The organism is Streptomyces sp. NPDC003248, assembly GCF_055563235.1.
This window is the reverse complement of the sequence record NZ_JBVHDT010000026.1, coordinates 1-13,847: the sequence shown is the minus strand read 5'-3', so window position 1 is coordinate 13,847 and position 13,847 is coordinate 1. Positions and strand designations below refer to the sequence as shown.

The following is a 13,847-nucleotide window of genomic DNA, read 5'->3' as shown; positions in this document are numbered from 1 at the left end:
GGCCTTCTTGAGGTTGGCCTTCGGCTTCTTCGCCCCCGGCGCCTTCTTGCCCTTGCCGCCGGCCTTCTTCGCCGGGCCCGTCGAGGCGCCCTTTCCCGAAGCGGCGGCCGCCGGGGCGGACTGGGCCTTCTTCCCCTTCCCCTTCTTGCGCGAGACCTTGGACAGGACCGGCGGGGCGAGGTTCTTGCGGCGCTTCTTCAGTCGGCGCCTGGCCGTCTTCGCGGCGGCCGCGCCGAGCGAGGTGCGGTCCGGCTCGGCGGCCTTGGCGTCCTCCTTCTTCTGCCGCTTGGCCTCCCGCTCCTTCTCCTTGGCCGCGAACCGCGCGTCGGCGGCCTGCTGCTTGCGGGCGCCCCGTGCCTCGATCCGCGCGTTGCGGACCTTGTCCCGCGCCGCCCGGCGGCCGTCCTTCGAGGCGTTCGCGCGGTCGCGGGCGGCGTCCTGGTCCTTGGCCCGGTTCTCGAGCCGGGCCGTTTGCCGGGCCGCGCGCCGCTGAGCCCGCTCCTGCTGACCGGCCGCCTTGCGCTCCTGGCGGCCGCGGGCCCGTTCCAGGGCCGGGCTGGAGCCGCTGGAGTTCGAGGACTTGCCGCCCATCGGGGACTTGATCCCCTTGGACGGCTTGTCCTGCTGCTTCTTCGCCTCCGGCCCCTTGCCGCCGGACCCCTTCGAGGTCGAGGCGCCCGGGCGGCCGGAGCCCGGCGAGTCCTTCCCGCCGGGCTTCTTGCCCGTACCGCCGGAGGGGCTGGTCGTGCTGCCCTTGCCGCCCGGGCCCTTCGACCCGGCCGAACTGCCACCTCCGGACTTCCCGCCGCCCGAGGAACCGCCCCCGGACTTCCCGCCGCCGCCCTTCGACCCGCCCGATCCGCTCCCGGAGGCCCCGCCCTTGGCGCGGGCCTGCGTCGCGTCGTGGCTGATCTTCTGCAGGGCGGCCGCGTGCTCGGCCTGGGCCTTGATCTGCTCGGCCTTGGCCTTCGCGGCGGCCTCCCGGACAGGTGCCTGGTCCTGGAAGCGCTGGCGGCGGTCACCCAGCCACTGGTTCATGCCGCGCAGGGCGGCGACCGCGATGCCGATGGCGACGACCATCGCGGTGCGGGCTCCCTCCCGGCCGGAGGCGTCGCCGGTGTCGGCTGTGCCCCCGGACCGGAAGGTCGCCGGTATCGCCGGCCCGCCGCCGGTCGCGGGCAGGGCCGGGACCGGCGGCGGCGGAGAGGCGGGCGCGGGGATGGCGAGGGTCGGGTGCGCGGCGGCCGGTGCGGCCGCCGCCGGGGCCGCCGCCGGTCGCGGCGGGGCGGGCGGAGCTGCGGGCCGGGGCGGAGCCGTCGGCGGAGGGGGTGGTGCCGGGGGCGGTGGCGGAGGCGGCGGAGGGGCTCCAGCCGCAGGCCGGAAGGGGATCACCCGGCCCTCGTCGTCGCTCATTCGATCTCCAAAGGGGTTGACAGACTGTGACCGCCTCGCGTACGCGCGCGCGTGTCCGCGCGCCCGTGTGTCCGCGCGTCCGCATTACGCGTGCGCGAGGCGGTCACAGCCGGGTTTGAACGTTGGATTGATTGACCCGCCCGGTCACGCTTCGTAGCGGGCGACCCAGTTGGCGATCGTGCGGGAGAGGTCGTTCCATGCCTCCGCGTCGCCGTTCTCCTCTCGAGAAGCGGCGACCGCGCGGGCCCGCTCCATCCAGGACTCGGCGAGTCCCCGCGGGCCTCGCGCGGCCCGCTCCGCCTGGCGCCGCTCGAAGTGCGCCAGGCGGTTGGCCGCCGTCCGTTCTGCCTTGGTTTGGGCGGCCACCGGCTCAGGCTCCCTTCCGCAGCCCGTCGAAGACCCCGCCGTACTGGCCGGTCGACGGGGAAGCGGCCTGCTCACCGGCGGGCGGCGGGGAGGCGATCGCCTGCTGCTGCCCGCCCTTGGCCAGCGCCTTGCGCTGGCGCTTCTCGGCCCGCTTGTCCGGCAGGTCCTCGTAGGACCGCTGGAAGCGCGCGTTGAAGGAGACCAGGTCGGCCAGGGCCTTCTCGACGTCGTCGGCGGCCTTGAACAGCGGCCGGGCGGTGTTCCAGGCCCGGATGCGGGACTGGCCGAGGAAGTCGCCCTCGATGGCCTCGGCCTCCTTGAGCTTGGCCTGCATCTCGCGGGCCAGGCGGCGCAGGTCGTCCACGATCGGCTGGAGCTGCGCTCGGCGCTGCTCCAGGTGAATCGCCCGGTCGACGTGCGTCTCCAGGCGGTCGGGTGTCCACTTGTCGGCGTTGTCGGCGGCGCTCATGCGCGTCCTCTCACTGGTGTGCTTGGGGAAGGGGAGGGGAGGGCCAGGCCCGCGCCGTACCGCATCAGCGGACGGCGCGGATCTGGTTGCGGACCCACTCGGGGTCGAGGCCGCCGAACTCGGCGGCGAGGGCGGTAGGCGAGGGGGTCTCGCCCGCCGAGAGGATCTCGGCGGCGCGGGCCCTTACCGCTGCCCGCTGCTCGGCGCTCGGGCCGCCGGGCCTGCCGGGCTTACCGCCGCGCGGGCGGGCGGTACCTCCGGGGCTTGCGCCACCGGTACCGCCCGGCTTACCGCCACCGGTAGAACGCGGTTTACCGCTACCGGTAGAACCCGGATTACCGGTCGGGTTACCGCTACCGGTAGAACCCGGATTACCGCCGCCGTTACCGCTACCGGTAGACGACGGGGCACCGGTCGGGTTACCGGTGTCCCCGCCGCCCGGCTGGCCGGTGCCGCTACCGGTGGTGTCGGCGTCGGCGGTACCGGTCGGCGCGGGCTTCGCGGTGTCCTCGTGGTCGTCTTCGAGCAGGCGGTGGATCCGCCAGACGATGGCGACCACGACGATCACCGCGACGGCGATGAGCCAGACGCTGGGGTGCTCCTTGCCGTCGACCACCTTCATGCCGGCGCCGGTCATGTCCGCCACGTGATACGTCAGGTTCGTGGCGGCCATCAGACCGAGCGCGAACGGCACGTCCTTCTTCTTGCGGAACGCGGTCACGGCGTAGATGTCGAGACCGACCGGCAGGGCCCATCCGGCGTCCCCGATCGGGGTGTTGCCGAGGCCGACCATGCTGGCGAACGCCCACTCACCGGACGCGGTCAGGATGATCACCGCGCCCAGGCCGGCCCAGAGGCTGACCTGCTTGATGACGTCGCCCCGGGACCGCTCTTTCTTGAGGCTCGCCGCCCGCTTCTCGGCGAGACGGCGGGCCTCCCGCGCGGCATCCCGTTCCTGCTCCGCCTGCCGCAGCACCTCGTCTGCCTGCTGGCGGATCCCGGCGGCCGCCGTCTTGGCGTCGGCCACCGCCTTCGTGCGCAGCTGCTCGGCCTCGGCGTCGAGCCTGCCGCGCTGCGCCTGGCGCTCCCGCTCGTGGGCTTCACCCAGCTTGCGGAAGTCCGCCTCGATCTGCGCCCGGGCCGCCTCGGTCTCCTCGCGGTACCGGGCCAGCTCGGCGTCGATCTGCGCCCGGCGCTCGGCGAGTTCCTCGTTGAGCTCCAGCCGCGCCGACCGGCTGGCGATGTCCAGCTCCGTGTCGAGCACGGCCCGCCGGGCCTTGATCTCGGCCGCCTGGTCCTGGGCCTCACCCAGGATCTTCGCGGCGTCGTCCAGGGCGCCTCGGTAGGCGGCCTCGGCCGATGCCCGGCGCATGTCCACCAGGGCGGTCGCCCGCTGCTCGGCCTCGGCGAGCACGGCGCTCACCTGGTCCTCAGCCCCGGCCAGCAGGGCCTGCGCCTCTTCCTCGGCGGCCGCCGTGATCTCCTCGGCCGCCCGTTCCGCATCGGCGCGGGCGGCGTCGAGGAGGTCTCGGGCCTCCTGGCCGGCGGCGGCGCGGACGGTGTCCGCCTCGCCCCCGGCCTCGGCCAGGACCTTCCTGGCGTCGGCGGCCGCGTTCTGCCGGATCGTGCGGGCCGTCTCCTCGGCGGTGGCGATCAGCCGCGCCGTCTCCTCGGCCGCCTGCTGCCGCGCCAGGTCGAGGGTGTCGGCGGCCCGGTCCATCAGGTCGGCCGCCCGGTCCCGCATGTCCGCGAGCCGGGCCTCCGCCTCTTCCCGCACCTCCGGGCTCGGCGGCACGGGTGCCTCAGCGGCCGGTCGGCGCTGCGGCGGGGGTGTCGTCGTCTTGGCCGGCGGCTTGCGGGCCGCCGTGTTCTTCCGGGTGCTGCGGGTGGTGCCGGTTCGGGCCGCCACGCGAGCTCCTTTCATGCGGATGGCCGCCTCCCGGCGGTCATCTGGTGTGCGGTGCGGTCCGTTGTTCAGCGGCGGGCGAGGCGAGCGGCCAGGCGGTCGACCGCGTCGCCGCTCCGGACGGCGACGCGGATGACCTGCTGGCGGAACACGAGGTCGCCGCTGTAACGCAGGCGGTCATCCGCCCGGCGGCCCGGCCCCCTGCCCACGCGGGCCAGGTGGAAGTGCAGGCGCATCGGCTTCGGTCCGCGGATCGCGGACACCAGCTCGGTGACCGCGTACAGCGCGAAGGCGTAGCCGAACACGGCCACCGCCGCCGCCCGGCGGCCGGCCTTCTGGCGGCGGCTGCCGACCGGCCCGCGGGCCAGCGCGATCTCCGTGAGGTTCTGGTGGACCTCCCAGTCGACCGACGACCACGTCTCGACGTCGCCGTGCTCCCGGACGAACTTCTCTACGGCCATCACGGGCCTGCTGACCAGGACGCTGTTCATGCTGTGACCTCTTCTCCGCCCCGGGCCAGGGCCTCGCGTGCGGTGCGGATCTGCTCGGCCACCTCGTGCGGCAGCCCCGTCGTGTCGATCGCCTGCAGCAGCTCCACCGCGAGGTGGCGGCGCAGGATGTGGACCTGGAGGTCGTCAACGATCCGGTTCAGGAGCTTCAGCACCCCGTCGCGGTCGCCTTGCATGGTCTGCAGGGCGAACAGGGCGGCCGCGCTGTGCACGATCGCGGTGTCGGTGGCGTCGGCCTTCTCGCGCAGCTCGTCGAGCGTGCGGGTGCGGACGACGCGGAACGGGAAACGGAGCTTCACTTGCGCCCCCTGACCCCGGACATCGCCTGACCGTGACGCTGCAGCTCGGCCTGGGCCCGCTGCCTGGCCTCCTCTGCCTTGCGCGCCGCCTCGGCGGCAGCCTGGGCTGCGGACTCGGCGCTCATGCGGCCCGCTCCGTGTACTCGTCGCCGCCGGCGTACGCGTCGAAGTCGACGTCGACCACGGCGACCATGGCCTCCATCTGCTCGACGGTGACCTCGGAGCTGTCGACGATGACGCGCAGGCTCACGTTGCCCTGGCACATCGTCCCGGCGATCCGGAAGCCGTTCTCGGTCCGGGTGATGCCGCTGTCCTCCAGCTCCTTCACCAGGGTGGACAGCAGGTGCGCGGCCTCCTTGCGGACGACCAGGTCCGCCACGATCTCGCCGGGGCGGACGGTCACCGCGACCTCGACGCCGAGCCGCGCCAGGTCCTGGACCTCACCGAACACGCTCCACGCCTCGGCGACGACGTCGTCGACTCCGTCGGTCACGGCCTGGGGCCGCAGCGGAGCAGCGTTGGTTACTGCGAAGATGGTCATGCGGATCGGTTCCTTTGCTCTGGAGATCCGTGGACCCCCGGCACATATGGCGTGTGGAGCGCCGTGCCGGGGGTCGCGCCGTCTGGGCGGCGCAGTTGAGCGGCATCCCTGCCGCCGCGCCCCGGACCGGACTCGAACCGGTCGCAAACGCCTACGGGGCCCGCGATCTTTGCCCTTGTCTCACCGCACGTCTCGGCTCCACCCGCCCCGCAAGGACGGCATTGGGAGAAGGTGCTTGCTTCACTCGTATGCGGCAGGGCCTACGGCTTGTCACTGTTGCCTGCGTACTTCTGACGGCCGCTCTGCCCGTGTTCAGGCTGCGGTGCGTCCTCTGTGGAGTTCTCAAGGAACGAGGGTCAGCCAGCCTCAGCCCCGCGAGGGACCTCCGCCGACGCCGCCGTCAAGACATGGCTGTGCTGCGCGCCCCGCCCCCTGAGTTAACTAGTCAGGCGGAGTGAGCGATTCGATTAACGCACCCGTCTCTACGACTGTCAACCTGTCTAGTTAAGTGTCGGACGTGCAGCCGTTTGACCTGCGGCTTTATGGGCAAAAGTCGGTTCGCTCGATTCCCGGCTTTCGGAAGACAACTAGACATGTCATGCTGGGCCGCGTCGTGGGAGGGAGTCCCATACCGAAAGAGACGGAGACTGACGTGGGGAAGCGAGAGCCCGGAAAGGTGCCACGGATCGCCGCGAACATCGCGGCGAAGATCGAACGGGGCGTGTACACGCCCGGATCAGCACTGCCGAGCGTTCCGGAACTGCAGGCTGCGGAAGGAATCGCGTACCAGACGGCACGTGATGTCTACGGCCTGTTGGAAGACCAGGGCCTCGTGTTCTCCCGTCGTGGCAAAGGCACGTACGTCAGCCTCGTGCTGGGCAAGGTGCTGCGGGACGGCACCAGCCGCTACCTCCCGACGGCCAGGTCTGAGGGCGGTGCCGTCGGTGCGTTCGACGCCGAGATCAAAAGGCTGGGCTTGGTCTACAAGCCTCTGCCCACAGTGATCGCTCGCGAGCGTCCACCGAAGCGGGTCGCCGATCTACTCGGGCTCCACCACGCGGCGAAAGCCCTCAAGCGCGAGCGCGTCATGCCTGTCGCCCGCCCCGACAACGACGACGTCAGCGAGGTGGTGCAGCTCGCCACCTCCTGGTTCCCGCCGGACGTCGTTGATCAGTGTCCTCAGCTGGAGGAGCAGAACACCGGCCCCGGCGGAAGCAAATCCAGGCTGGCGGAGGCCGGCTACGCGCAGGTCCGTCTGCGCGAGGAAATCGAGGTCCGCGCCCCCTCCGAGGCGGAGGCCGCGGCGCTCGGCATCCCGGCCGACCAGGCGGTCCTGGAGATCACACACCAGGGACTGACCGCCGAGGGCCGGATCGTCGAGATCTGCCTGCACGTCATGCCGCGTACGAAGTGGCGGCTGGCGTACGAGTGGGTCATCGGCTCGTAGCCCGGCATTGCACGGGCACCAGGAGACTCAACCAACCAAGGCAAGGAGCACAGTTCGGATGGCTAGCAACACGATCGGCACCGACGGGGTCGTCCTCCGGGACGCGCGCAGCCGGTACCGCACCGAGAAGCGCGAGGAGAACGGAGCGCACGGCGCCTACGACGCCGAGATCCGCCGCAGCGGCGGAACGCCTCGGACCGAGGTCGACGTCCGGCGCGCGACCGCGCCCGCTGACGTGGCCGAGATCCTGGGCAGCGACGGCGAAGTAGTAGTCCGCGCCCGCAAGATGTACGACGGCGACCGCCTCATCCAGCTCGCCACGACGTACATCCCCGTGGACGTCGCCGAGGCCGCCGGCATCGAGCAGGTCGACACCGGAGTCGGCGGCATCATCAGCCGGATGCGCGAGGCCGGGTTCGACCAGGGCACCGAGGCAACCGAGGACGTCGCTCTGCGCGCGGCCACGGCCGACGAGGCGGAGGCACTCGGTCTCCAGGCCGGCGCCTCGGTCCTGACGATCAACCACGTCGGCCGCGCCGAGGACGGCCGCGTCGTCGAGGTCACCCAGCACGTGCTGTCGGACGGCTGGAAGCTCCGGTACTCCGTCTCCCTGGTCTGACCGCCTGATAGGGCCGGGCCCCGGCTGCACGCCTGGGCCCGCCACCCCCTCTCTGAAAGGATCGACGGATGAGCACCGCGCGTCTCTCCGCCCCCGAGATCGTCAACGAGCTGCTGTCGGCGCTCGCCGATGACGGCTGGCTCACGACCTCGACGGCCCCCGTCGGCCCTGGCCCCATCCCTGCCAGCGTCGGGCTTGGCGAGATCGCTCAAGCCTTCCGTGCGCACAGCCGCGCCGGGGTCCTTCCTCCGGTGGCCTCTCGCGAACTTGAGCGCGCCGCCGACGCGGCCGACCAGGCGCAGGCCCTGAAGGACACCGATGATCCGGTTGCCCTGTACGGCGAACTGGGCACTTCGCTCGCCCACCTGGTCCAGGCCCGCGGCGCATGCCACGACTCGCCGAAACCAGCGGGCTGACCCCACCGCACGCTCCGGAAGAGGAAGATGTGCCGGAAACGCGAACAGGCCCCCGCGGGGGCCTGCCGGTCGCGACGCCGGTGTGTGAGAGCCCGGCCCGCGATCAAGCACCCACCATGTACCTGGAGGTGCCTGCGATGTTCAGCAGGCTACGCGTACCCACCGACGGTGGGCCAGCGGGACACGGCGCTACGCCGACACGGCCCCGCGCTTCCCGCGTGGCGGGACGGCATCGCAAGTCCTCTCCCGGCGAACGAAATCTCGGAGTATCCGCGCCGGAAACCCGGTACAACACGACACCGGTGTCCGGCACGATCACCAGATGCCCCCGCGCTCCGTACCAGCTCAACGCCGGTTTCCTCAACCGGCGGGAGGACTCAACCATGGTCGACATGCACGCACGCGCCCCGTAACGCCGAGGGCCGCCCCTGCGCCAACAGGAGCGGCCCTCGACCTTGAACTGCCTTGACTCAGCTTCCGGCCCTCCAAGCCACAGACCCTGAGTCGTACGTCGGCGGTAACGCCGGGCTCCCTTCACCCCGCAGGGCCCGGTCACCAGTAGTCAGAGTAACCGGGAACCTGAGGTCTACGCAGCACCACTCGTAGGCCCGTCCGGTTACCTGGTGATGATCACCGACGTGCGGCTCTTACCCGATTGGGAGAGTTCGCACCCCATGCACCACCGGCAGCACCGCCCCCTCCGGCTCGCCTCCGCGGAGCCCGCGACGGTAACCGTCGCGACCGCGTACGAAGGCGCCGTGTTGATTACATCTTGCTCTCATAACCCGATGACCTGCCCCGATGGGGGTGTCCGCTTCGGCGCGTACAACGGCCGCGTGACGACTACGAACGACGTCGTGTCCGCCCCGGCCGCCGAGGCGGTGGCCCGATGACGACTTCTCCCGAGCTGATGGACGACGGCGGCGATGAGGAGTTCGAGCTCATCGGTACCCTCAACGACTACTGGACGCACACGCAGGTGCGTGACTGGGTGCTGCTGCTGCCGGAGATGACCCGGACCGCGCTGCACCTGTACATGATCCTGCGCGCGATGGTCCGGGAGAACGTCCGGCGCAAGGGCGGCGGCCTGCGCCGGATGTCGGTGGACCAGCTCTGCTTCCTCCTGCCGGGCATCAACAAGAAGCCGTGCAGCCCGACCATGGTCAAGGACGCGCTGAAGCTGCTCGCCGAGCACAACCTCGTCGTGAACCCCGAGGACGGGCACCTGGTGAAGTCGACGGGCAGGGGCGGGATCCAGAACTCCTTCCGCACCTACCAGGTCAACGATCTGCCGCCGGACGCGTACGTGGGCTGGCGCAACGTCTGGGACAAGCTCGACGCGTACACGCCGGACTGGCGGGAGAACCCGCCGCAGCCTCCGCTGCACACCCGTCGCGGCGACCAGGTCGTGCAGACGGCCGCCGACCGTCCGGCCCCGGCCCCGGAGCCGGAGGAGCCGAAGGGCGACACCCCGGCGAAGCAGGCCCCGGCGGGCAAGAAGGCCCCGGCGAAGAAGGCCGCCGCCCCGAAGAAGACGGCGCCCAAGAAGGCCGCGCCGAAGAAGGACCAGGAGGACGTCGGGACCGACGTTCCCGGCGACACCTCGGCGGCGAAGCCGGTGGTGGACGCGTGGGCAGAGGGCATGAAGGCCGGCGGGCGTCCGTTCCTGCCGAAGCGCGCCGCGCTGATCGCCGCCGAGGCCGTCGAGCTCCTGGAGGCCGGTGCCGACGTCGAGCACCTGTGCCAGGTGGCTGAGTGGATGGGCCGGATGAAGCCGACCTGGAAGGTCCTGGAGGACGCGATGACCTTCCCCGAGGCGCCGCAGCCGTCGGTGCCCGGGCAGCGGGGCCGTCCGGCCGTCGAGATGTGCCAGGCCCATCCGTCCTTCGAGGCGGAGGACTGCCTTCGCTGCGCGGCCGACGAGCGTGACCGCCGGCGGCGTGAAGCCTCCGAACCGGCGCCGGTCGACGGTGCCGCCCTGCTGGACCGGCTGCGCGCCGGCCAGCCCGCATGACCCCCGCGCCACGATCCGAACACACCTGTGGCGGCCACTCCCGTCAAGAACCGGCCGCCACAGAAGACCCCACGAAGGAGATCCGTATGTCCATCGTCGCACCCCACGCCGCTCCTGACGACGAGTTCCGCCCCTCGGGCCGGGAGGACGGCTTCGACCGCGTCCCGCCCAACGACATCGACGCCGAGCAGTCGGCGCTCGGCGGCCAGCTGCTGAGCAAGGACGCCATCGCCGACGTCCTCGACACCCCGCTACAGCAGCGCGACTACTACCGTCCCGCGCACGAGACGATCCAGGCCGCGATCCTCTACCTGTACGGCAAGGGGGAGCCGGTCGACCCGATCACGGTGGCCGCCGAGCTGACCAAGCGCGGTGACATCACCAAGGTCGGCGGGGCCTCCTACCTGCATACCCTGGTCCAGACGGTGCCGACGGCGGCGAACGCGTCGTACTACGCCGAGATCGTCCACGAGCGGGCCGTGCGCCGCCGCCTGATCGAGGCCAGCACCCGGATCGCGCAGGTCGCCTACTCCGGCGAGGGCGACATCGACGACGTCCGCAGCGCGGTGGAGGCCGAGGTCCTCGACGCTCTGGCGACCCGCGAGCAGACCGCCGGCTACGCCTACGTGCGCGAGGACGTCCCCGACTTCTGGGACCAGCTCGACGCCCGGATCAAGGGCACCGGCAAGATGACCGGCGTGCCGACCGGCTTCGTCGACCTGGACGCGATGACCAACGGCCTGCAGCCCGGGCAGCTCATCGTCATCGGCGCCCGCCCGGCCATGGGCAAGTCGACGCTCGCCCTGGACGTCGCCCGCACGGCCTCCATCAAGAACGGCCTGACCTCGGCGTTTTTCTCCCTGGAGATGGGCCGCTCCGAGATCACCCAGCGCCTCTACAGCGCCGAGTCCCGCGTCGCGCTGCACCACATCCGGTCCGGGACGGTGACCGAGGACGACCTGACCCGCATGGCCAAGCGCACGCCCGCCATCGAGGGCGCCCCGCTGATCGTGGACGACTCCCCGAACCTGTCGCTGACCGAGATCCGCTCGCGGGCCCGGCGCATCAAGCAGGCCAAGGGCGGTCTGGACCTGCTGATCGTGGACTACCTGCAGCTGATGCAGTCCGGTGCTGGCCGCCGCGCGGAGAACCGGCAGCAGGAGGTCTCCGACATCTCCCGCAACCTGAAGCTGCTGGCCAAGGAGCTGGAGATCCCGATCATCGCGCTCTCGCAGCTCAACCGCGGCCCGGAGCAGCGCACCGACAAGCGTCCGCAGATCAGCGAGCTGCGCGAGTCCGGCTCGATCGAGCAGGACGCGGACATGGTGATCCTGCTGCACCGCGAGGACGCGTACGAGAAGGAGTCGGCCCGCTCGGGCGAGGCCGACCTGATCGTGGCCAAGCACCGCAACGGGCCCACGGCGACGGTCACGGTGGCCTTCCAGGGGCATTACAGCCGGTTCGTCGACATGGCGTCTGAGACCACTTCGTCCTAAATCGTCATAGAACGGCACAAACCATGACCGTACGGCCGGGCACGTCTTCGGGCTGCCCGGCGGCTGGGCGAGGACGCGACGCTGTCCGCTTCGGCTGGCACGGTGGTCCTCGTAGTCACACACCGGCTCCGCCCCCGGCGCTCCTGCGCGCCGGGGGCTCTGTCGTTCCCGGAGCCGGTCCGCCGTCGCCGCCAGGCCGCCCTGGTGCTCCTGCGTGTGCCGGGCCGCGGCGGGGGCCCGGCACACGGTTCTGCACGTCTCGTCGTCCGGGGCCGGCGCACCGGCCGACGGGGCGCCTGCCGGAAATCCGGCCATCGAAACGACCAGGCACGATGCGGCATCTGTGCAGGTCGTTTCGATGGCCGTTTTTCCGACCCACCTGGACGGATTTCCGACCGGACCGGACGGAAAAAAATCACCACCACGGTGCTGACCTGCGCAAACGCGCTCCCCTAATAAGCCCCCCCAATAAGTTCTTCTCTCTCCCGCACCACCGACCTCACGGTCACGGTGGTCGTGGGGGTCCGCCGGACGAACGGCGAGGAGAGAGACGGCGGCTTCGCCGGAACGACACCGGCCTCCTTGCTGCTGCTCCTGCCCGGCCCCGGTCTGCGGGCCGGCTCCTATCGCACGGTTCCGCAGACTTCGCCCTCGAGACGCTCCCGCACCCCCGCCGGACAGCACCGGCTATTAACGGGCCCCTGCGGCCCCGGACGGGGGTAGTGGGTGCGGCTGGCACCGCACCCACTACCCCAGGTCAGGACACCTTTCAGGTCCGTCCCGGCGTAAACGATCTTGACCCCCTCGCGCAGCGAGCCGAGGTCGTGACCTGCGTTGCTGACGGCGGAGAGTCGGGCGACCAGGGCTCATGGGCTTGACAACACCGACCGGTAATGAGCGCAAGGGCCTGTTAATAGCTCGGTAGAGGGGGCGAGGCCCCGTCACCCATTCGGGTGACGGGGCCTCGCTGTGGGGCCTCCCTGGGGAAGTCAGTGCAGGTCAAGGCATAGAAAGGAGCCCTACGGGCCCGACCTTCCAAGCCCCATCGGCTCCGCCGATGACTGCAGACGCGCTTCGCGCGGCGACTTACAGGAGCGGGGCGGAACGTCTCTGAGCGGCGCTGTGCGGCTCAGAGAGCTTGATCGGCACTCCCCGACGCTGACGCCGAGTTCGGCGCTCCTGACCCCCTTCACGCCCCGTCTCGGGCCTGTTCCCCATGATCCCTTCGGTGGCCGGTTCGCGCATCCGGCCTGGTGAGCCGCCTCTTTGGGGTAGATCATCCGCATATGCGATGTTCCCCGAGGGAACGCCGCTGGGTCCCGTCCGCGATTCGCGGACGGGGGCGGTGCGGTGGCAGGCTGCGCGGCATGGGGAAGATCGATCCGGAGGACCGGGAGCAGCTGCTGCAGGACGCCGAGGCGCTGCTGCTGGCGAAGTACGCTGGCGGCCGCGACTGGATCGAGCCGGTCCGCGTGATGCACGCGGTGCGCGCGGCCGCCGACCGGTACGGCCTCGACGACGCCGAGCAGGCGGAGGTGCCGGCCGACGACGTCCTGGCCGCGCTCACCCAGCTCGACGAGGCGCGGGCCGCGCTGGACACCCTGGAGCGCGATCTCACCCGGGCCGCCCGCGAGCGCGGGGCCTCCTGGCAGCAGGTCGCCGACCACCTCGGGCTGGCCTCCCGCTCCAGCGCGGAGAGCCGGTTCGTGCGCCTGGAGCGCGACGCCGCGAGCTACCGCGGCGACCGCTACCCCGAGCGCCAGCGTGCCGAGCGGGCCCGCGACCGTGCCGGTGACGCCTGGTGCCGGACCAACGAGGCCCGGCTGCGCGCCGCCGTGTGGTCCCTGGCCTGCCTGGACGACGCGTGGGAGCGACTGGCCCGCACCGCCTCCGCCGAGCGGCTGACCTCCTGGCACCGCGAGCTCGACGGGCCCGCCCTCGCCGCCCGGCTCAAGGCGCTGCGCCGGATCCTCGACCCCGTCGACGGCGAGCTCCCCGCCGCCGGCACCCCGGCCGCCACCGCCCGCGCCGAGGTCCTCGCGCTCCTGGACGAGCTGCTCGCCGCACGCCACAGCGCGGACACCCCCAAGGAATGGCCCCATTGACCCCAACAGGTCCAACCGGCGCTGCCCTGCGCCAGCGCGCCCGTGCCCCACAGGGTGCCGGGGCTTTGTCCTCCGCCCGTTGCGCGGTGCGGTTCCACCGGAGCGCACCTGTTGGACCTGTTGGGTCCAACAGGTCCAACCGTCGCCGGGCTGGTCCGGCCCCGGGGATCACTGGAACCGTGGTTGGCGCTGAGATTGATCATGGTCGTCGTGGGCCTAGCGTGAAGATCAGACGAGGGGCTGGCCA

Annotated in this window: 14 protein-coding genes; 6 read left to right on the top strand and 8 right to left on the bottom strand. The window is 71.6% G+C overall.

Going from position 1 to position 13,847, the window contains the following annotated elements; translation table 11 throughout:
• The 8 genes from ACZ3KJ_RS34540 to ACZ3KJ_RS34505 form a co-directional block, all read right to left on the bottom strand.
• A partial coding sequence (locus tag ACZ3KJ_RS34540) for a hypothetical protein (RefSeq protein ID WP_467532817.1) occupies positions 1–1,080 on the bottom strand: 1,080 nt, incomplete at its 3' end.
• A 477-nt stretch (positions 1,081–1,557) separates the two neighbouring features.
• On the bottom strand, positions 1,558–1,779 hold the full coding sequence (locus ACZ3KJ_RS34535) for a hypothetical protein (protein WP_467532816.1): 222 nt from the start codon (positions 1,777–1,779) through the stop codon (positions 1,558–1,560).
• 4 nt (positions 1,780–1,783) lie between these two features.
• Positions 1,784–2,248: a hypothetical protein gene (locus tag ACZ3KJ_RS34530; RefSeq protein WP_467532815.1), complete on the bottom strand. Its 465-nt coding sequence runs from the start codon at positions 2,246–2,248 to the stop codon at positions 1,784–1,786.
• A gap of 64 nt (positions 2,249–2,312) precedes the next feature.
• The gene (locus tag ACZ3KJ_RS34525) at positions 2,313–4,157 is read right to left on the bottom strand and encodes a hypothetical protein (RefSeq protein WP_467532813.1); all 1,845 of its coding nucleotides are present in this window, start codon (positions 4,155–4,157) and stop codon (positions 2,313–2,315) included.
• Between the two features lie 65 nt (positions 4,158–4,222).
• Positions 4,223–4,645, bottom strand: coding sequence for a hypothetical protein (locus tag ACZ3KJ_RS34520; RefSeq protein WP_467532811.1), 423 nt, complete (start codon positions 4,643–4,645; stop codon positions 4,223–4,225).
• Positions 4,642–4,962, bottom strand: a complete 321-nt coding sequence (locus ACZ3KJ_RS34515) for a hypothetical protein (RefSeq protein WP_467532810.1) — start codon at positions 4,960–4,962, stop codon at positions 4,642–4,644. Before ACZ3KJ_RS34515 ends, ACZ3KJ_RS34520 begins: the two co-directional genes overlap by 4 nt.
• Positions 4,959–5,087, bottom strand: a complete 129-nt coding sequence (locus ACZ3KJ_RS34510; RefSeq protein WP_467532808.1) for a hypothetical protein — start codon at positions 5,085–5,087, stop codon at positions 4,959–4,961. The genes ACZ3KJ_RS34515 and ACZ3KJ_RS34510 overlap by 4 nt, the downstream gene beginning before the upstream one ends.
• A complete protein-coding gene (locus ACZ3KJ_RS34505) occupies positions 5,084–5,503 on the bottom strand; it encodes a hypothetical protein (RefSeq protein ID WP_467532806.1) in 420 nt (139 codons plus the stop codon). Before ACZ3KJ_RS34505 ends, ACZ3KJ_RS34510 begins: the two co-directional genes overlap by 4 nt.
• Positions 5,504–6,155: 652 nt before the next feature.
• Here ACZ3KJ_RS34505 and ACZ3KJ_RS34500 point away from each other — a divergent pair.
• The 6 genes from ACZ3KJ_RS34500 (at position 6,156) to ACZ3KJ_RS34475 (ending at position 13,600) form a co-directional block, all read left to right on the top strand.
• Positions 6,156–6,950 (top strand): GntR family transcriptional regulator, encoded by a 795-nt coding sequence (locus ACZ3KJ_RS34500; protein WP_467532804.1) that lies wholly within the window; start codon positions 6,156–6,158, stop codon positions 6,948–6,950.
• Positions 6,951–7,008: 58 nt separating this feature from the next.
• Complete coding sequence (locus tag ACZ3KJ_RS34495; RefSeq protein ID WP_467532803.1) at positions 7,009–7,569, top strand: UTRA domain-containing protein; 561 nt, start codon at positions 7,009–7,011, stop codon at positions 7,567–7,569.
• A 68-nt stretch (positions 7,570–7,637) separates the two neighbouring features.
• Entirely contained in the window at positions 7,638–7,985 is a 348-nt protein-coding gene (locus ACZ3KJ_RS34490) for a hypothetical protein (RefSeq protein ID WP_467532801.1), read from the top strand.
• 889 nt (positions 7,986–8,874) lie between these two features.
• A complete protein-coding gene (locus ACZ3KJ_RS34485; RefSeq protein WP_467532799.1) occupies positions 8,875–9,999 on the top strand; it encodes a hypothetical protein in 1,125 nt (374 codons plus the stop codon).
• Positions 10,000–10,085: 86 nt separating this feature from the next.
• Complete coding sequence (gene dnaB / locus ACZ3KJ_RS34480) at positions 10,086–11,495, top strand: replicative DNA helicase (protein ID WP_467532797.1); 1,410 nt, start codon at positions 10,086–10,088, stop codon at positions 11,493–11,495.
• A 1,367-nt stretch (positions 11,496–12,862) separates the two neighbouring features.
• Complete coding sequence (locus ACZ3KJ_RS34475) at positions 12,863–13,600, top strand: hypothetical protein (RefSeq protein ID WP_467532795.1); 738 nt, start codon at positions 12,863–12,865, stop codon at positions 13,598–13,600.
• Positions 13,601–13,847: the final 247 nt, after the last annotated feature.